Raw genomic sequence first — 18,574 nt, 5'->3', positions numbered from 1 at the left:
GCCCTCATCCCTGGGGGGGAATCACCGGCCCCCGGCCCATCCGCGGCGGCCGCGATGCCGAAGCGAGGAGTGCGGGCCCGGTCGGGGCCGCACGGCGCGTCGTACGGGCGGGCCGTCGAGCAAGACCCAGGGAGCCATCGCATGACGCGTGTCCTCAAGAGCCTCGCCCTCGCCTTCGCCGCGGGCGCCGTCGTGGTCGGCGGTGCCTCCCTGGCATCGGCCGACGCCGGTGCGCAGGGCATCGCCGCCAACTCGCCCGGTGTCCTGTCCGGCAACCTGATCCAGGTCCCGATCCACATCCCGGTCAACGTGTGCGGCAACTCCGCCAACGTCATCGGGCTGCTGAACCCGGCGTTCGGCAACACCTGCGTCAACGGCTGAGACCGGTCCTGACGGACCGGGTTCCTCCGGCCCGGCGCCCTCACGAGGTGGCGCGGGCCGGATGATCCGCCGGGCGGGCGGGGAGTGTGTCCTCACTCCCGTCGCACGCTCGCGCCCGGTGGGTCCGCGCGGGTGACGGCTGTCGGCTCCGCCACCCGCGCGTCCCCGGCCCCCGCCGGACCGGCGTGCGCGGCAGCGGGGTCCCCGGCGAGGGCGGCGAGCTGGGTGCGCGAACGGACGCCGAGCTTGCGGTAGATGCGGCTCAGCATGCCCTCGACGGTCTTCACCGAGAGGAACATGTGCCGCGCCGCGTCCTGGTTGGTGGCGCCCCGGCGCACGAGGGCGGCCAGGCGCGCCTCGGACTCCGTGAGGCCGGTGCCCGCGGGCGCCGGTCCGGGAGCGGGGGCTCCGGCGGCAGGGATCGCTGACGGCCGCCGGGCGGTGGTCCCGGCGCGGGCGAGGAGTTCCCGGGTGAGGTCCTGCCAGGGCAGGGCTCCGGTCTCCTCGAACACGGCGAGCGCCGTCTCCCAGGCCGTACGGGCCGCGGCCTGGCGGCGCCGGGACCGCTCGACCCGGCCCAGGGCGAGCAGCGTTCGGGCCCGTTCGAGGGGCAGGCCCAGCCGCTCGAACCCGGTGGCCGCGCGGCGGAGGCAGTCGGTGGCCTCGTCGGTGCCGGAGGCCCGGATCCGGGTGCGGGCGAGCAGGATGCCGCGGGCGCGGGTCAGTGCGGCTCCCGTGCCGTGCCGCTCCCCCGGCGGCCCGAGAAAGTCCTGGGTGCGGTCCAGTACGTACCGGGCCCGGGTCAGCAGACCCGCGTGCGCGAAGGCCTCGACCGCGTCGGGCTGCCAGCGGAACATGCCGGGCTCCGCGGAGGGCGCGCTCCCCTCGGCTTCGTCGACGGCCGCCAGCGCCGCCGCGGCCCCGGCGATCTCCCCGGTGTGCAGCAGCACCGCGCCGGTGATCCAGAGGTTGCGTACGACGTAGAGCCCGTCGCCCTCCTCGCGCGAGGCCCGGGCCCCGCACGCGGCGGTGCGCAGGGCCGCGGCGAACGAGCCCGCGGCGCTCTGGGTCAGGGCCGCCGTGTACCAGGCGGGGCCCATGGACAGCGCCGCGGCGGTGGAGCGGCGTACCGCCTGATCGGCCCACGCGAGCGCCGGGGCGCAGGCGCCGAGGCGGACGTCGACCTCGGCGAGGCTGCGCCAGATGTCGACCAGGTCCTCGGCCTCCCCCTCGTGCTCCGCGAGCGCGAGCAGCGGGGTCAGCCGCTCCCGGGCCTCGTGGAGGCGGTCGTCGAAGACGGCGTGGCGGGCGGCGAGGTACTGGGCGCTGTTGCGGATGCCGGACTGCTGGGCGGGGATCCCGAGGGCGAGGGCCTCGGCGAGGGTGCGCGGAGCGTCGTCCACGGCGAGTACGCGTTCCATCCGGGCCCGCATGGTCAGGGCGGCGGCTTCCAGCGGGCGGTCACCGCCGGTGCGGGCCAGTTCGGCGGCCCGGGCGGCCGCGCGCAAGGCCTGGGCGGGAGCCCCGTGGGCGATGTTGGCGGCGATGGCGGCCCGGAGTTCGACGGCGGCGAGCAGGTCGGGGTGGCCGGAGGCGAGTTCGCGGCAGCGGGCCAGCAGCGGCTCGACGCCCGCGAGGGCCTGGCCGTGTGCGTCGACGAGGGCGAGGAGGGCGGCGACCTGGTGCGCCGGTTCCGCCCGGGCGGCGAGGACGGCGTCGGCGGCCTGCCGGGCGATGTCGGTGGCCCCGGCCGCCGCGGCTTCCCGGGCCGAGGCGGTCAGCCTGCGCACGCGCGGTCCGGCCCGGTCCAGCGGGGTGATCTCGGCGGCGAGCAGGAGCAGTTCGGCCGCCAGGGCCCGCTCCCCCGCGTCGCGGGCCACGGCCGCGGCGAGTTCGGTGTCCTCCGCGAGGCCCTGGTCGGGGCCGTCCTGGGCCAGAGCCCGGTGCCGCGCCTCGTGTACGGGGTCCCCCACGGCCCGGGCCAGGGTGCGGTGCGCGGCCGTGCGCAGGCTCCGGTCCTCGCAGCGGGCGGCGGCCTCGGCGAGCGCGGCGGCGGCGAACCGCACGGCGGGGCCGCCGCCAACGGGTCCGGCGCTCACGCGACCGGTGCTCACGGGGCCGGCGCGCAGCACCCCCGCCTCGACGGCCTGGGCCAGGTGCTCCTCCGCGTCGGGGCGACCGGCCCGCAGCAGCAGGGCGGGCGAGGGACTGCTGGTCAGGGCGGCCAGGGTGAGGGTGCGGCGGGCGGGCGCGGTGAGGGTCTCCCGGAGCCAGGCGCCGGCGGCGGCGACGGCTTGGGGCGGCATGACCGGGCGGTGCCGTGCCGACGGGGGCAGCCGGGCGAGGGCCGCGCAGGAGACGGCGGTCAGCAGCCGGTGGCCCCCGCAGTGGCGGTGCAGCGGCGCGGCCCAGCGGGTGGGCAGGCCGTGCACGTCGAGCAGTGCGGCGGTCTCCTCCGCGTCGAACGGGGCGATGTCCAGCTGGGGCGGGTGTCCGCCGAGCAGCCGGGCGGCGGCGTGGGCCCGGCCGTGGGTGCGTTCGGTCACGACCGCGAGGAGGCGGGGCGCGGGCAGGGTGCGCAGGGCGTAGCCGAGGGCGTCCGCGCTGGCGGGGTCGAGCCACTGGACGCCGTCCACGGCGAGCACGTGGTCGCGGGCGGCGAGCAGGGCGGTCAGCGCGAGGCGGACCGGGAGCCGGTCCTCGGCGGTGGGAGGACCGTCGGCGCCGCGGTGCAGCAGCCGGTCCACCAGACGGGCCTGCTGCGGGGGGAGGGCGCCGAGGTCGGCCGGGGTGCGGGACGAGAGCATCTGGGCGAGCGCGCCGTAGGGATGGTCCTGGTCTCCCTCGGTGGTGGTGATGCGCAGCAGGCCGCAGGCGGGCGTGGTGAGGACCCTGGGCAGGATCCCGTCGAGGAGGGTGGTCTTGCCCGCCCCCCAGGCCCCCGCCAGGGCGACCCGCCCCCCGGACCGCAGCGCCCGGGCGGCCGCGCCCACGCCGCCGTCCGGCTCCGTCGGCCCGCCGCCGCTGTCCGCCTCGAACCTCACGAGAGCGCACGCTAGGCCCCCCGCGTCCCGACCACAACGCCCGTGCGCAGGAAGGCCGGAACCCCAGGGTTTACCCCGGTGCGCAGGCGTTCCCGGTGGGGCGAGCGGGCGACCGACGGTACGGGCGCCCCTGGCGGGCGGGGACGGCCGTGGTCCGCTCTCGCGGGTCGGCCGCGTCGGGCGGGGCGGCCGTGGCGTTACGGAAGGCCGGGTCAGGCGCGGGGGGCGCGGGTTCAAGCGCGGGCAGCGCGGGTTCAGGCGCATGTTCAGGCGCATGTTCAGACGCGAGGGATTCCTCGGATGCCTTCAACCACCCCGTGGCGGAAGCCTGTTGGGCATCCCCAGGCATCGGATTCACGGGTCCCCCGCGGGTCCGGCCTCCGTACCGGTCCACCTCACCGGTACGCCCCCCACGAAGGGAACCTCATGCACTCTCTGCCAACCCGGCCCCTGTGGGCCGTCGTCGCGGCCGCCGTCGGCGTGGCCGTCGCCCTCGGGGGGCCGGGGGCGCTGCCCGCCCGGGCCGCGCCCTCCGTCTCGCCCGAGGTGCTTCAGGCCATGCGGCGCGACTTCCGGCTCTCGGAGGGCCAGGTGTACGACCGGGTCACCGACGAGGCCGCCGCCGCACGGGCGGCCACCCGGGTCAGGGGCCGGGTCGGTGACCGTATCGCCGGGCTGTGGTTCGACCCGGCGTCCGGCACGCTCAACGCGGCGGTCGCCAATGACACGGACGCGGCGCTGGTCCGCGAGGCCGGAGCGGTGGCCCACCGGGTGCGCTACGGCCGCGCCGAACTCGACGCCGCGGCGCGGGAGGTGACCCGTACCGTGGGCAAGGGCGTGCCCGGGGTGGTCTCCTGGGGTCCGGACGACCGCAACGACCGTATCGAGATCACCCTCGACCGCGCGGCGGCGGACCCTTCCGCGACGGCGTACGTCGACGCCTTCGTGGCCCGGATCGCCGCCCTCGGGCCGATCGCGCACATCAGTGAGAGCGCCGACAGCCCGCGCCAGCAGTCGGACGTCGTCGGCGGGGAGAAGTGGATACCGGGGACGGAGAGCCCCTGTTCCATCGGGTTCCCCGTCACCCGCACCAGCGGCGGCACCAAGGCCTTCCTGACCGCCGGTCACTGCACCAACGACGCCGACCAGGCCGCCTACGGCAAGGACGGCAGCCGGGTCGGCACCTCCAACCGGAACGGCGTCGGCAGCGTCAACGCGCGGGAGGGGGACATGGGCATCGTCGATGTGGACCAGGCCGGGTGGAACGTCGTACCGACCGTGTCCGGCTACGGGCAGGGCGACGTCACCGTCACCGGCTCCGCCGAGGCGGTCGTCGGCACCGCGGTATGCCGGTCCGGGCAGACCACGGGGATGCGCTGCGGCGAGGTCACCAAGGTCAACCAGAGCGTCGACTACGGCAATGTGGTCATCGAGGGGCTGTCCTACACCAGCACCTGTTCCGCGGGGGGCGACTCGGGCGGCTCCTACGTCGCCGCGACCGGCGGCAAGGCGGTCGGCCTGCATTCCGGCGGGGGCAGCGCCACCTGCACCTCCGGCAGCGGAGAGAAGTTCACGATCTTCCAGCCGGTCAACGAGGCCCTGGCCACGTTCGGCGCGAGCCTGGTCACTTCGAACCCGCAGCCCGGCGCCGTCACCGTCGCCGCCGTCTCCGCGCAGAGCGGCGTCGTGGGGAGCGCGGTCGAACTGAAGAACAGCGCGGAGGGCGGCGCCGCCCCCTACATCTGGTCCGCCTCCGGGCTGCCCGCCGGGCTGTCGATCGCTGCGGCGACGGGCACGGTCACCGGAACGCCGACCACTGCCGGAACCTCCCACGTGACCGTCACCGCCACCGACCGGGCGGGCGCGACCGGTGCGGCGGCCTTCACGTGGACGGTCACCACGGTCACCGGGTCCAGCCCGACGCTGCGGGACCCGGGCCAGCAGGTCGCCTACATCGGCAAGCCGGTCAGCCTCGCCCTCCAGGCGAGCGGCGGGACCAAGCCGTACGTGTTCAAGGCCGTCGCTCTGCCCTCCGGCCTGAGCGTCGACCCCGCCACCGGGGTCGTCAGCGGCTCCCCCACCACCTGGGGCTTCGGCGGCAGCACCCTCACCGTGACGGACGCGGCGGGCAAGTCGGCCGTGGCGCAGGTCGCTTGGAACGTCTACTTCTGATCCCAGGACGTCCAGGAGGCGGACCGGCCTGCGCCCCCGGCCGCGTGCCGGGGGCGCAGGCCGTCGCTCACGCCAGGAACTCCGCCACGACAGCGGCGAAACCGTCGGCGTCGTCGAGCCACGGGAAGTGTCCCGCCCCGGGCTGGACGACGTACCGGGCGTGCGGGAAGAGGTCCGCCACCGCCGCCATCGCGCCGGGCGGCGAGTTGAGGTCGAACTCCCCGGCGAGCACGAGGACGGGCGCCGCGTGCCGGGCCAGCGCCGCGCGGGTCGTGTCCGGGGCGAATGCGCCCTCGGCCGCGAAGACGGCGGCGGCCTCGTTGTTCTTCCGGCCCTCCTCCGCCTTCCGGTGGGCCCGCGCCGTCTCGTCCCAACGCCCGTAGAAGAAGGGCGCGACGGCCCGCGGGCCGCCTTCGGGCATCCGGCCCGCCATCAGCTCCTCCAAGGCCGCGAAGGCCTCCGGGAACCACGGCTCGTCCTTGCGCAGCAACGCCGTGTCGCGCCGGAGGGCTCCGGTCACCTCGACCCCGACGGCCGCGACGCTCGGCGTGATGAGCGCGAGCCTGCCGACGCGTTCCGGATGCCGCTCGGTGTACCGCACGGCGAGGTTCGTCCCCGCCGAGTGCGCCAGCAGGTCGATCCGGTCCAGACCGAGGTGTACGCGCAAGGCCTCGACGTCGTCGACGAGCCGGTCGCAGCGGTACGAGGAGGGGTCCTCCGGGGTCGCCGAGCGCCCGGTGCCGCGCGGATCCAGCAAGATCAGCCGCCGGTGCGCGGCCAGCCCGCCGAGGCCTCCCAGGTACCCGCAGTCCTGCATGGGGCCGCCCGGCAGGCAGACCAGCGGGGGGCCGCCGCCGGACACGTGATAGGCCAGGAGGGTGCCGTCGGGGGCGGGGAAGGCAGGCATGGGGCGAACCATGCCAGCGGCGCCCCGACACGGCAACCGCTTTACCGGCGGGGCGGGCAGGGGCGGCGCGGGGCGCGAGCGCGGGCCGTGGAGCGCGAGCGGGGGCCCACTCACCGCGCCCTTCGGCACGGGCCCGGACGCGGGCCGTCTGACGTGCGACTTCGCCGACAGGCCCGACAGGCCCAGCAGGCGGAACCATATATTCCGTTTCCTGGAGTACGGTCGACGGCACGGGCAGCCATGGCGGCCCATGCCTCCCCCGGAAGATCACAGGAGCGACCATGCCCGACAGCGAGATCCTCGGACCCGTCATCGCCTCCCGCACGCTCGAGGCGGTCCCGGAGAGCGGCCCCTCCTTCCCCGTCTCCCTCCAGCTCGGCACCCCGCGCCCGGACGCGGAGGCGGACGGCGACTGGATCTGCCCCTGCCGGATCGAGGGCCTCGACGATTCGACCGTGTACGAGATCCACGGCGTGGACGGGCTGCAAGCCGTCAGCATCGCCCTCAGCGTGCTCCAGACCCAGCTCGAACACACGGCCAGGGCCAGCGGGCTCACCTTCACCTGGGGCGGGGAAACCGGCCTGACGGCTGCCCAGACATCCCCGTAGGGCTGCCCGTCGCGCGCGGCCGCCGGTGCTCCGGTGCGCCGGTCCTACAGTCCGCCGGTGCACCGGACCGCCGGTCCTACGGCAGGGGCTCGCCGCGCGCCGTGAGCCAGAGGCCGTACCACTCCTCGTGCGTGAGGTCGGGTTCCCGGCGCGCGGCGTCGCGGCAGGCCCGGATCCGCTCCGGGCGTCCGCTGCCCACGACGGGGGCGATCCGGGCCGGGTGGCGCTGCAGCCACCACAGCACGACGGTCTCCGGCGTCGTGCCCTTCGCCTCAGCGAGCGACCGCACCAGGTCGGCTGTCGCCCGCTGACGCTCGGTCTCCTCGCGTCCGGTGAACCGGCCCTGGGCCAGCGGGCCCCACGCCTGGAGGCGGACGCCGTGGTTCAGGCAGTGCTCGACCGTCCCGGCGGGGAAGCCGTTCGCGGCGGCCCCGGCCGTGTTGACGAGTACGCCGTCCTCCAGCCAGGCCCGCCGGTCCAGGCTCATCTCCAGCTGGTTGACGGCGAGGGGAAAGTCCAGGTGGGCCTGGAGGCGGGCGATCTGCGGGCCGTTCATGTTCGATACGCCGAACTCCCGGACCAGGCCCCGCTCCCGGAGCGTGCTGAGTGCGGCGGCGGTGTCGGCCGGGTCGGCCAGCGGGTCCGGGCGGTGCAGGAGCAGCACGTCCAGTGCGTTCGTGCGCAGCCGGGCGAGGCTCTCCTCGACCCGCTGGAGGATGCTCGTACCGCGCAGGTCGTAGTGGCCGGGCCGGTCGCCGTCGGCCAGCCGGATGCCGCACTTGGTCTGCAGGGTGACGCGTTCGCGCAGCCCCGGGGTGCGGCTCAGCACCTCACCGAAGACGGCTTCCGCCTTGCCGTGCCGGTAGATGTCGGCGTGGTCGAACACGGTGATGCCGCTGTCCAGGGCCGCTTCGATCACCGCCTCGGCCTCGTCGATGTCGGCGGGCCGGTAGGGATCGGTGTCCCAGCTGCCGCCGAGTGCCATGCATCCGTACACGAGCCGGGCGGTGCCGACGGTGTCGGGCGGGGTGTCTGTGACCGTGATCGCCATGGCGTCCACCCTACGGTCCCCGCTGATCGGGAGGTGTCGAGGAGGGCCTCCCGGACCGCGTCGGCGCCGTGGAGAGGAGCAGGGCCGCTTGGAGGCCCGCGTCCCTCGCCTCGCTTTCGGTTCGGCGCAGCGTCAGGCCGAAAAGCGCGGTGCGGAACCGGCCCAGGGACAGGGCCAGTTCGATCCCGGCGTAGGAGACCTCGACCGACCAGGGTTCGCCGTCGTCCAGCCACGACGCGAGGTGGCCCGCCAGACGCGGGGCGTGTCCTCCCGGTCCGCGCACCGTGCCGAACAGGGCGCCCGCGCGGGCCGTATCGCGGGCCAGTGCGGCGGCGAGGGCCTGGGCGTCGGCCGCCGGGAACTCGACCCGGGCGGGCCGCGACCAGGACTCCTCGGCGGCGCGCCGGAACCCGTCGGTGTGGAAGGCGGGCAGCGCACCGAGGCGCAGGGCGGCCAGCTCGGCCACGGGGAACCCGCCGCGTACGCGCGCCCGTTCCTCCGGGCCACGCCCGGCCAGCTGGGCGGCGTAGGACCGCAACGGCGCGTCGGTGGCTGGTCCCGGCAGGAGGGCGGGCGGCGGCAGGGGCGCTCCGTACGGCGGGACCCGCAGCCGGGGGTCGGGCGGCCAGAGCCCGGGGTCGGCCGACGGGAGCCGGGTGAGGGTGTCGGCCAGCCCCGCTTCGAGATCCAGTACGTCCTCCAGCGCGGCGGCCAGCTCGTGGTCGGCGTCGACGAGCCCGCGGGTCGCGGCCTCCTCGCCGGGTGCGTCCAGCAGGCGGCTCACCGAGCGCAGGGTCCGGCGCACCTCGGCCGCCGGGAAGAGCAGTTCGTAGCCGATCTCACCGGGGGTCAGCGAGGCCATCGTCAGGGCGACCACCCGGCGTTGCCGCACACCCAGGCCGTCCAGCCGCTCCTGGACCGCCCGCCATCGGGCGGGCAGCGACGCGTCGCCGACGGGGGCCGGCAGCAGTGGCCGGCCCCTCTCGGGTGCCTCGGCGGGCGAGGCGTCCCGGGCGGCCGCCCGCTCCAGTCCGCCGAGGGCGGTGTGCGCGCGATGGAACGCGGCGAAACCCGCCAACACGCCTCCCTGGAACGGGTATCCGGACCGGATCACGCCATCCGCACGGGCGGCGACCGTGAAGGGGCGGCCGGCGGGCAGGGCCGCCCGCTCGACGCCGGTGCGGGACCGACGGGCGGGGCCGGGGGCTGGGCCGGGGCGGCGTATCGGCCGCCCCCAAGTGGGCGGCCCGGCCGACTGCGTGCGGGGGGCGCCAACGTCAGGAAACGTTCGCCCCGTCGCGACGCCACGGGGCGCGGGGGCGGGCGCCGACGAGCCGCACGGGCGGGGGACGGCCCGCGGCGGACCGGGCGGGAATCGGCCAAAGGCGTTCGGTTGCCGGACGCGCACTCACCGAAAGGTATAGACCACTGCTACGTTGACTCGGCAGACCGCGCAGTCCTTGACCACCCGTCCGAGGAGAAGCCATGTCCTCCCCTTCGCGGGGTGGCGGCCCGGCCGTCACGCCCAAGTACCAGCGGATCGCGGCAGCGCTGCGGCACGAACTGGAGCGCACCGCCCACGCCCCCGGCGCCCGACTGCCCTCCGAACGCACCCTGGCCGCCCGCTACCAGGTCAACCGGCAGACCATTCGGGCCGCCCTCCAGCACCTGCGGGAGGACGGCCTCGTCGTGACCGGCCGCCGCGGCACCCGCCCGGCGGCCCACCCGCCCCGAACGCGTCCCGCGCCGGGGCCCGCGGCAGGCCCCGACGCCGGGCCGGGGGCCGGGCCGGGGGCCGGGTCCGGCCAGAACTGGCTGACGTACGTCACCGTGGCCCCTTCCCTCGCCGCCCTGCTCTCACTGCGCGGCGGTGACCGCACCCTGGTCCACCACCACCGCGCCCTCGCCCCCACGGGCGCGGTGCAGCAGCACGCCGTGACCTACCTCAGCCCGGCCGTGGTCGACGGGACGCCCGAGCTGGCGGGCTACCGCGAGCGTGCGGCCACCATGGTCCGCGACGAGGACCTGCGGCCCCTGCACCAGTGGCTGGAGCACGTGTCGGCGACCGCCCGGACCGCCGAGACGATCACCATGACCCGCACCACCCAGCCGTCGGCCCCGGCCCTGGCCTGCGGGCTGTCCGTGCGCCGCACCCTGCACGACCCCGCCGGACGGCTGCTGACCGTCACCGACCTGGCCTACCCCACCTGGGACCGGCTGATCTTCCACCGCGACCGCCCGTCCCCGGGTTTCTTCATCAACTAGTGCCGCGTCAGGCAACGTTCGCCCCGTCGCGACGCCCCGGGCGCTGCCGATCCACCGTGCGCGCCGTCGCGTTCACATCACCCCGCGGGTACGGAACTGGACGCTGATCCGGGGGCCGACGGCGCGCACGGTCTTCGGAACCGCGTGCTCCATGGTCCGCTGGCAGGAGCCGCCCATCACCACGAGGTCCCCGTGCCCCAGCGGAAGCCGCAGCAGCGTGGGGCCGCCCGCGCGCGGGCGGATCGCGAGGTCGCGCGGGTCCCCGACCGAGAGGATGGCCACCATGGTGTCCTCGGTGGCACTGCGGCCCGTGCGGTCCCCGTGCCAGGCGACGCTGTCCCGGCCGTCGCGGTAGAGGCACAGCCCGGCCGTGACGAAGGGTTCGCCCAGTTCGGGGGCGTAGTGCCGGGTCAGGGCGGCCCGCGCCTCGGTGAGGACGGGGTCCGGCAGGGAGTCCTCGGGCCGGTAGAAGGCGAGCAGCCGGGGGACCTCCACCTCACGCTCGTACATCTGACGGCGCTCGGCCCGCCACGGCACGTCGGCGGCCAGGCGCTCGAAGAGGGCGTCCGCCCCGGTCAGCCAGCCGGGCAGGTGATCGGCCCAGGCTCCGGCGCCGAGCGAGGTGCGCCGCAGCCCGACGAGCGGTCCGAGCGCGCTCTCGTCGGTCTGGTCGAACAGGGATCCCTGGAGGGCGTGCATGCACACCAGCCTACCCCGCTATCCGAACACCTGCTCGATTACCGCCACCACCTCGGCATCTCCCTAAGTGGCGCTCCGCCCGGCCGGAGCGCCGACGCGCGTCCGGACGAGCGTCCGCAGCATCGCCGCGCCCGCCACCACCGCGCAGACATGCAGCGCCGACGCGACGGCGAGGTTCTCGGGCAGGCGGATGCCCGCGGGCCGCGCCCACGCCAGGTACAGGGTGAGCGGCAGCTTCCAGCCGCTCCACGCGAACAGCGAGCCCGACCCGACCCACCCGAACACCAGCGGCAGCCAGCGGGGCAGCCGGGCGGGCCGCGCCCGGGCGACCGCCCAGACGGCGGCGGATCCGGCGAGCGCCCAGCATCCCGAGATGGCTTCCAGCACGTACCAGTCGGTGTTCCGCTCGGCCGGGTGCGCGATTCCCCTCGCACCCCCGAGCCCCCAGAGGAGCCAGACCACCCCGAGCGCCGCCCCGACGACGGCCTCCCACGGCGGCGCCGCGCGCGGGCCGCCGTCGCCGACCCTCCCGGTGAACGCTTCCGGCCACCGCCGCCGCATGTGGGCGGGGACCGCCAGGGCCAGCCCCAGCCCCATCCCCAGGAAGCTGAACTGGACCAGTACGCCCTCCCAGACCGGCATGGCCGGGTCCGCACCGCCGCCGCCCGAGCCGCCGCCCGCGTCCCGGAGCACGTCGACCAGGCCGAGTCCGGCGAACGGCAGGATCGAGACGAGGAACCCCGACCCCACCCAGGCGCAGAACGCGACCAGCGCCCCCGGTATGCGCATCCCCCACGGCCGCACCAGCGCCAGCGCCAACGCGGTCCCGATCGCGGCCATCCCGACCGTGACGGTGTTGAGCACCACCCATTCGGCCATGCCGAACCCGGCGCCGACCGGCAGCACCCCCACCAGCGAGCCGATCACCCACGAGACCTTGATCAGCAAGTACGGCAGCAGTACCCACGCCGCCCCGTAAGCCGCTCTCCGCCCGACCCGGTCCCACCGCCCCGCCCCATCCACCCGAATTCCCCTTCCATCAGCAGGAATTCCATCCTCGGGACCTCGGAGACCGGCCACATCCCCCGCCAGGGGCAGTCCCTCCCCCGGACGGGGGAGGGACTGCCCCTGGCGGGGTGAGCAGCCTCGCGATCACGTACGCTCGGCGGATGGCGAAGTATTTCGATGTGCACCCCGAGAACCCCCAGCAGCGCACGATCGGCAGCATCGCCGACAGCATCCGCGGGGGCTCGCTCGTCGCGTACCCCACGGACTCCTGTTACGCGCTGGGCTGCCAGCTGGGCAATACGGACGGCGTCAGCCGGATCCGCTCGATCCGCGGGCTCGACGACCGTCATCACTTCACCCTGGTGTGCCAGAACTTCGCGCAGCTGGGTCAGTTCGTCTACGTCGACAACGACGTCTTCCGCGCGATCAAGGCGGCCACCCCCGGCAGCTACACCTTCATCCTCCCGGCGACGAAGGAGGTGCCGCGCCAGCTCCAGCACCCGAAGAAGAAGACCGTCGGTGTCCGCATCCCCGACCACGTCGTCACCCAGGCCCTGCTCGCGGAACTCGGCGAACCGCTGCTGTCCAGCACACTGCTGCTGCCGGACGAGCCGGAACCGATGACCCAGGGCTGGGAGATCAAGGACCGGCTGGACCACGTCCTGGACATCGTCGTCGACTCCGGTGACTGCGGGACCCAGCCCACCACGGTGATCGACTTCTCCAGTGGCGAGGCCGAGATCGTACGCCGCGGAGCGGGCGACCCCAGCCGGTTCGAGTGACGCGAACGACCTGACTACGACCCGTCGCCGTCGAGCAGCCGCTGGAGCCCGGGAGCGTACAGGTCCGCGAGCCGCTCGGGCGGCGTACGGACGCCCGCGCCGTCCGGGCGGTGCAGGCTGAGGGTCGCCCCCAGCCCCAGCAGCTGACCTGTGATCAGCTCGGCCCGCAGCTCCCGGTCCCGGCCGGTCAGGGATCCGGCCAGCCGCCCGGTGACCTGCTCACGGAACCGGTCGCGCAGCAGGGTGCGCTCGTCGTCGTTGCCCAGGGAGAAGACGACCCGCAGCAGCGGGTCCCCGCGCAGCTCGTCCCGGAGCCGGACCATGGTCAGGACGAGGTGGCGGCCGAGGGCGTCCGGCGCCGCCGCGAAGAGGGCGTCGGCGGCCGGGCGGAAGTCCGCGACGGTGTTGAACAGCTGTTCCTTGCTGCCGAACCGTTTCACGATCAGCGACGGGCTGACGCCCGCGTCGGCGGCGATGCCGCGCATCGTGACCTCGGCGTACGGGCGCAGGGTGAAGGCCCGGCGGGCCGCGCGCACGATGGCGTCCCTGCCGGTCCCCCCGGTGACGGCGCCGCCGTCGACGTCGCCGGCGCCTCTGTCGCTGTCGCGGTCGCTGTCGCGGTCGATCGCGGCTTCGGGTTCCGTCTCCGTACCGGAGTCCTCGGCGGTGGTCATGTGTTCTCCCGGGCGGCGGACGTCGTCATCGCGACGGTACCCGCCGGGCCGCTCGTCACCGGCACCCGCACCGACGGCAGGAAGAGCGTGACGACCAGGGCGGCGAGCGCCGCCCCGGCCGCGATCAGGAAGATCAGCAGGTAGGCGTGCAGGGTGGGGACGCTGCGCCCGCCCGCCATGAAGGTGACGTTCGCGAGTACGGCGGCCACCACCGCGCTGCAGCAGGCTTGGCCCACGGAACGCATCAGGGTGTTCAGGCCGTTCGCGGCCCCGGTCTCGGTGACCGGCACGGCCCGCATCACGAGCGCGGGCAGCGCCGAGTAGGCGATGGCGGTGCCGGAGGCGACCACCGTGGCGCCCGCCACGATCAGCCAGAGGCTGTGGCTGGTGAAGAAGCGGACGACGTAGCCCACCGCCATGACGGCCGCGGCGAGGGCGAGCGCCGTCCGGGGCCCGTAGGCCGCGGAGATCCGCGCCGAGACCGGGGACAGCGCCACCATGGCCAGGCCGCCGGGCAGCAGGCACAGGCCGCTGACCACGATGGAGGCGCCGAGTCCGTAACCCGTACTCGTCGGCTCCTGCACCATCTGCGCGGTGACCAGGGAGTTCGCGTAGAAGGCGAAACCGATGAGCAGACCGGCGACATTCGTCAGCAGGACGGCCGGGCGGGCCGAAACCCGCAGGTCCACCATCGGGGAGGCGGTGCGCAGCTCGTAGCGGCCCCAGAGCAGACCGATGACGAGCGAGCCGCCGAGCAGGCCGAGGGTGGACGCCGAGCCCCAGCCCCAGTCCGCGCCCTGGGTGATCGCGAGCAGCAGGCCGACCAGGGTGGCGGCGAGGCCGAGGGTGCCGACGACGTCGAAGCGGCCGGGGGTGCGCAGCGGGGATTCCGGGACGATCCACAGCACGAGCACGATGTCGAGCACGCCGAGGGCGGCGGAGGCCCAGAACATGACGTGCCAGTCGAAGTTCTCGACGACCACGGCGGCCACGGGCAGACCGATCGCGGCGCCGATGCCGAGGGTGGAACTCATCAGGGCGATGGACGGCAGGATCCGCTCGGGCGGGAGTTCGTCCCGGATGATGCTGATGCCGAGCGGGATGACGGCGAGCGCGGCGCCCTGCAGGGCCCGGCCCGCGATCAGGACGCCGATGTCGGAGGTGACCGCGCACAGCACGGACCCCGCGGTGAGCACGCCGAGCGAGGCGAGGAGCACGCGCCGCTTGCCGTACATGTCGCCCGCCCGGCCGAGCACGGGCGTGAAGACCGCGCCGGTGAGCAGGGTGATGGTGACGAGCCAGCCCGCCGCGCCCCGGCTGCCGCCGGTGAGGTCCGGGATGTGCGGGAGGAGCGGGACGACCAGGGTCTGCATGACGGCGACGACCGCGCCGCAGAACGCGAGGACGGGGACGATCGGGCGCGGCGCCCGGGCAGCGCCCGGTCCGGGTATCGGCGCGGGGGTCGGGGCGGACTTCGCGGCGGTCATGCGGCTCCAGACGCGGGAGGCGGGTGCGGGACCCGCAGAGGGGTGTCCAAGCGTTCACCCCCACGGTAAACGCTTGTGCACCCCACTGTCTCCCCCGCGTCCCGCACGCGGCCTCCCGCGCCGGGAAAGGCCGGCGGGCGAGAGGAACCGACGGCGGGCCGCACTCCCCGGCGAGGGGCTGATGTTCCTGCAGGCGCGGCCCCGCGCACGCCTCGGCGCGACGCGCCCTTCCGGATGATCACCCGATGTCCGTGACGCCCCCGGAGTCGGGTACGAGGAACAACTCGTCCGCGTAGCACCACGCCCAGCTCTCGCCCGGCTCGGCCGAGCGGGCCAGGGCGTGGCCGGAGGTGTCGGCGTGCGCCCACGCGTGTCGGCCCGGCGAGCTGTCGCAGCAGCCGAGGTGCCCGCACAGCAGGCACGCGCGCAGGTGCACCCAGGCGCCGCCGGAGGCCAGGCACTCCGCGCAGCCCCCTGCGGGCTCGGCGGGCGGCTCGGCGGGCAGCGCGGCGAGGTGGCCGCAGTTCGCCTCCCTCGCCCGCCCCGCGTCCGGGGCCACCCGCCATCCGCCCGGCCCCGCGCCCCGCCCCGCGCCCGGTCCCCCGTTCACTCCCGGCTCCGGTCCGCGAGGACCTCCCGCGCGGCGCGGGCACCCGACGCCAGGGCGCCCTGGAGGGACCCGGTGGCCCGGTGGTCCCCGCACACGTACACCCCGGGGGTGGCGGTACGGCTGGTCCGGCTGAGGGTCCAGGGCGCCGTCATCGCGGGCAGCGCGCCGGGGACCGTCAGGGCGCCGACGCGTTCCCAGTCGGCGGTGTCCGTTCCGTAGACCTCGGCGAGCACCGGCCGCAGCGCGGCCTCCCGGCCGGGACCGTCCGCGCCCAGCACCGAGGTCGAGACCAGGGCCCGGCCGTCGGTGGAGTAGGTGGACGCGACCTCGGTCAGTACGCAGGTGTTGAGGAAGCGGCGCCGTGCGTCCACGAGCAGGGTCGGCTCGCGCAGCGGGGACCGCGCGGTGGCGTGGTGGTAGGTGGTGACCGTCCGCGTCGGGACGGGCGCCGCGCCGGGGACGAGCGCGCCCGCGGTGTCCGTGTCGGTGGCGACGACGACCGCCGAGGCGTCGCGGAAGGTTCCGTCGGCCAAGGTGACCCCGGTGGGCGAGAGGGCCGTCACCCGGGTGCCGAGTTCGACCCGGCCCGGTGGCAGTGCGGCCGCGAGCTGCCGGGGGACGGCGCCGATCCCCTCGGCGGGCAGGGTGAGGGTGCCCCGGACCATGCTGCGCCACGTGAGGTGGAACATCCGGCTGGACGTCTCCAGCTCGTCCTCCAGGAAGACCCCGGCGAGGAAGGGCCGCAGCAGACCGTCGACGACGGCGGCCGGGACTCCCCAGCGCGCGAGTTCCGCCCGGGTCGTGCGCTCCGGGAGCCGTTTGAGGACGCGGGCGGGCAGGAGGGTGTCGGCGGCGCTGAGCGCGGCGACCGCCGCGAGGCCGCGCGGGGGCACCCGGCCCCCGGTGAGGGACCGCAGGGCGTCGGCGGGCCTGCGGGTCGGGTCGGCGAACCGGGCACGGCCGCCGCCGTCGGTGTGGACGAGTACGCCGGGGGTGAAGGGCCGAAGGCGCAGCCGGGCGAGTGAGAGGCGGCGTTTGACCTGCGGATAGGAAGTGTTGAACACCTGGAACCCGCGGTCGAGCAGGAACCCTTGGTGGTGGTCCGTGCGCATCCGGCCGCCGACCTCGTCGGCCGCTTCCAGCACGGAGACGGTCAGTCCGGCCCGTACCAGGTCGAGTGCGCAGCCCAGCCCGGCCGCGCCGGCGCCGACCACGATGACGGGGCCGCGCCTGTCCGCACCACTGCTCATGAGTACCTCCGTACGCCGTACCGCTGGTCCCCTCGGGTTCTTCGGCGGAACGGGCCGCCTCGGATGCGGGCGAGGTGTCGTCGAGCGGTGTCGTCAAACGGTCATCGTCCGATGAAGGTCCCATCATCTCGCGCCGCGACGATCTGGCTGTCGCGAGCAGTGATCACGCAGGAGGCCTGATGGCGCCCAGGGCGCGCAAGAACCAGTCTGGAGGCGGGGCCGGACCGGAAGCCCGTGCCCGGGCCGTCGGCAGGCGCCACGTGCTGGTCGCCGGGGCGGTCGCGCTCTGCGCCGCCGCCATCGGGTCCCTCGCGGAATCGGACCCGGCGGGGCCGGAGCCCGCCGCGGGCCCCGGCACGGCCTCGCGTGCCGGGGGGCCGCTGCAGGCCACACCCGTGCGCGCGCCCTCGGGCTGGATGCCCGGGGTGGAGTGCAAACCGCTGGAGGTCAACCGGACCGTCGCCGGCCGGGACGCGCAACGGGGGCTCGTCCTGCACGTGCAGGAGGGGGAGAACTCGCTGTACGAGCGGTTCTGCGATCCCACGTTCCGCAGCTCCGCGCACTTCTGGGTCGGGCTGGACGGTTTCACGGAGCAGTACGTGTCCGTGTTCGACCGGGCGTGGACGCAGGCCGCCGGCAATCCCTTCTGGACGTCGGTGGAGACTTCCGGGTTCGCCACCAAGCCGCTGACCGAGGCCCAAGTCGACGCGATAGCGCGGATCTACACGTGGGGCGCGGCGGAACACGGCTGGGCGCGGGCACTTTCGGACAGCCCCGCCACCCCGGGGTTCGGCACCCATGCGATGGGCGGCCAGGACTGGGGGGCGCATTCGTGTCCCGGACCACTGCGGGCCGCCCAGCGGGCGGAGATCCTGCGCCGGGTTGCGTCCCGCTGAACCTCTGGCGGCGCTCGCGTCGCAGAAGCCGCACCTGTGGTGAACAGGCGTGGAAATCAACGCGGTTGGCGTTGACGGTGCCCGAGCTACGCGCGTCACATGGACGTATGAGAATCCCCCCGCGCATGGCCGCCCTCGGTGGCGTCGCCGCCGTCTCCCTCGCCCTCCTCGTCGCGCCCGCCGCCACGGCCGCGCCCGCCGCATCGGCCGCACCGGTCACCACAGCCGTCTCCGTGAAGGCCGTCGGCACGATCTGTTACTCCGCCCTGCCGTCCCAGGCGCACCACACCCTCGATCTGATCGCTTCGGGCGGGCCGTTCCCGTACTCGCAGGACGGTGTGGTCTTCCAGAACCGCGAGAAGGTGCTGCCGAGCCACACCACGGGCTACTACCACGAGTACACCGTCGTGACCCCGGGTTCGCCGACCCGTGGCGCCCGCCGGATCATCACGGGTCAGCAGGCGCGCGAGGACTACTACACCGCCGACCACTACGCGAGCTTCCGTCTGGTCGACTTCGGCTGCTGACCGGACCGTCCTGACCCGGCGTACTCCCCCGGGAGTACGCCGGGTCGCCCCGCACGGCGGACGACGCCCGGCACCCGGGCCGTCTTGATGAATGAGTCCAAGGGGTGTCGTTGCGGTCAGTGGTCGTAGGCGATCAGTGACCGCTTGACCGGCTGCCCAGTCTTGTCGTTGTGCCAGATCGCCGCCGTGAGTGCGAGGATCCGGCACAGGACG

The 18,574-nt window shown here is 75.2% G+C and carries 17 protein-coding genes and 1 pseudogene; 7 read left to right on the top strand and 11 right to left on the bottom strand.

The features are described from left to right. Positions 1-141: 141 nt before the first annotated feature. Entirely contained in the window at positions 142-381 is a 240-nt protein-coding gene (locus QMF80_RS30885) for a chaplin (protein ID WP_283459248.1), read from the top strand. A 92-nt stretch (positions 382-473) separates the two neighbouring features. On the opposite strand, the gene QMF80_RS30880 is transcribed toward QMF80_RS30885, so the two are convergent. Then, positions 474-3,425, bottom strand: a complete 2,952-nt coding sequence (locus QMF80_RS30880; protein WP_283459246.1) for a helix-turn-helix transcriptional regulator — start codon at positions 3,423-3,425, stop codon at positions 474-476. A 426-nt stretch (positions 3,426-3,851) separates the two neighbouring features. Between QMF80_RS30880 and QMF80_RS30875 the strand changes: the two genes are divergently transcribed. Continuing rightward, positions 3,852-5,597: a putative Ig domain-containing protein gene (locus QMF80_RS30875; protein ID WP_283459243.1), complete on the top strand. Its 1,746-nt coding sequence runs from the start codon at positions 3,852-3,854 to the stop codon at positions 5,595-5,597. A gap of 67 nt (positions 5,598-5,664) precedes the next feature. Here the strand turns inward: QMF80_RS30875 and QMF80_RS30870 are convergent, their stop codons facing one another. Continuing rightward, positions 5,665-6,504 carry an alpha/beta fold hydrolase gene (locus QMF80_RS30870; protein ID WP_283459241.1) on the bottom strand — a complete coding sequence of 280 codons (840 nt, stop codon included), beginning with the start codon at positions 6,502-6,504 and terminating at the stop codon, positions 5,665-5,667. 281 nt (positions 6,505-6,785) lie between these two features. Here QMF80_RS30870 and QMF80_RS30865 point away from each other — a divergent pair, with 281 nt between their 5' ends. Further along, on the top strand, positions 6,786-7,112 hold the full coding sequence (locus QMF80_RS30865) for a DUF6968 family protein (protein WP_283459239.1): 327 nt from the start codon (positions 6,786-6,788) through the stop codon (positions 7,110-7,112). Between the two features lie 76 nt (positions 7,113-7,188). On the opposite strand, the gene QMF80_RS30860 is transcribed toward QMF80_RS30865, so the two are convergent. Both QMF80_RS30860 and QMF80_RS30855 read right to left on the bottom strand, forming a co-directional pair. Further along, entirely contained in the window at positions 7,189-8,163 is a 975-nt protein-coding gene (locus QMF80_RS30860; protein WP_283459238.1) for an aldo/keto reductase, read from the bottom strand. Between the two features lie 10 nt (positions 8,164-8,173). Continuing rightward, positions 8,174-9,241 carry a hypothetical protein gene (locus QMF80_RS30855; RefSeq protein WP_283459235.1) on the bottom strand — a complete coding sequence of 356 codons (1,068 nt, stop codon included), beginning with the start codon at positions 9,239-9,241 and terminating at the stop codon, positions 8,174-8,176. 407 nt (positions 9,242-9,648) lie between these two features. On the opposite strand from QMF80_RS30855, the gene QMF80_RS30850 reads away from it, so the two are divergent. Beyond that, positions 9,649-10,428, top strand: coding sequence for a GntR family transcriptional regulator (locus QMF80_RS30850; RefSeq protein WP_283459233.1), 780 nt, complete (start codon positions 9,649-9,651; stop codon positions 10,426-10,428). A gap of 72 nt (positions 10,429-10,500) precedes the next feature. Here the strand turns inward: QMF80_RS30850 and QMF80_RS30845 are convergent, their stop codons facing one another. Together QMF80_RS30845 and QMF80_RS30840 are read right to left on the bottom strand one after the other, a co-directional pair. Then, positions 10,501-11,127 (bottom strand): alpha-ketoglutarate-dependent dioxygenase AlkB, encoded by a 627-nt coding sequence (locus QMF80_RS30845; RefSeq protein ID WP_502962956.1) that lies wholly within the window; start codon positions 11,125-11,127, stop codon positions 10,501-10,503. Between the two features lie 63 nt (positions 11,128-11,190). Next, complete coding sequence (locus tag QMF80_RS30840) at positions 11,191-12,075, bottom strand: hypothetical protein (protein WP_349372253.1); 885 nt, start codon at positions 12,073-12,075, stop codon at positions 11,191-11,193. A gap of 221 nt (positions 12,076-12,296) precedes the next feature. Between QMF80_RS30840 and QMF80_RS30835 the strand changes: the two genes are divergently transcribed. Then, positions 12,297-12,917, top strand: coding sequence for an L-threonylcarbamoyladenylate synthase (locus QMF80_RS30835; protein WP_283459229.1), 621 nt, complete (start codon positions 12,297-12,299; stop codon positions 12,915-12,917). Positions 12,918-12,931: 14 nt separating this feature from the next. Here QMF80_RS30835 and QMF80_RS30830 read toward each other — a convergent pair whose 3' ends face one another. From QMF80_RS30830 to QMF80_RS30815, 4 genes are all read right to left on the bottom strand, one after another. Further along, positions 12,932-13,591, bottom strand: a complete 660-nt coding sequence (locus QMF80_RS30830; protein WP_283459227.1) for a TetR/AcrR family transcriptional regulator — start codon at positions 13,589-13,591, stop codon at positions 12,932-12,934. After that, complete coding sequence (locus QMF80_RS30825) at positions 13,588-15,078, bottom strand: MFS transporter (RefSeq protein WP_283459225.1); 1,491 nt, start codon at positions 15,076-15,078, stop codon at positions 13,588-13,590. The genes QMF80_RS30830 and QMF80_RS30825 overlap by 4 nt, the downstream gene beginning before the upstream one ends. Before the next feature lie 238 nt (positions 15,079-15,316). Then, a complete protein-coding gene (locus QMF80_RS30820; protein WP_502962955.1) occupies positions 15,317-15,688 on the bottom strand; it encodes a UBP-type zinc finger domain-containing protein in 372 nt (123 codons plus the stop codon). Next, on the bottom strand, positions 15,685-16,938 hold the full coding sequence (locus QMF80_RS30815; RefSeq protein WP_283459223.1) for an NAD(P)/FAD-dependent oxidoreductase: 1,254 nt from the start codon (positions 16,936-16,938) through the stop codon (positions 15,685-15,687). Before QMF80_RS30815 ends, QMF80_RS30820 begins: the two co-directional genes overlap by 4 nt. Positions 16,939-17,117: 179 nt before the next feature. Between QMF80_RS30815 and QMF80_RS30810 the strand changes: the two genes are divergently transcribed. Together QMF80_RS30810 and QMF80_RS30805 are read left to right on the top strand one after the other, a co-directional pair. Next, positions 17,118-17,834: a peptidoglycan recognition protein family protein gene (locus QMF80_RS30810; protein ID WP_283459221.1), complete on the top strand. Its 717-nt coding sequence runs from the start codon at positions 17,118-17,120 to the stop codon at positions 17,832-17,834. A gap of 107 nt (positions 17,835-17,941) precedes the next feature. Continuing rightward, a complete protein-coding gene (locus QMF80_RS30805; protein ID WP_283459219.1) occupies positions 17,942-18,361 on the top strand; it encodes a ribonuclease domain-containing protein in 420 nt (139 codons plus the stop codon). A 116-nt stretch (positions 18,362-18,477) separates the two neighbouring features. Here QMF80_RS30805 and QMF80_RS30800 read toward each other — a convergent pair. Then, positions 18,478-18,574: pseudogene (locus tag QMF80_RS30800) on the bottom strand (IS982 family transposase); the annotation flags it as partial.

Source organism: Streptomyces sp. G-G2, assembly GCF_030063135.1.
In the GTDB taxonomy this organism is placed as follows: Bacteria; Actinomycetota; Actinomycetes; order Streptomycetales; family Streptomycetaceae; genus Streptomyces.
This window is presented reverse-complemented; position numbering and strand designations above follow the sequence as displayed.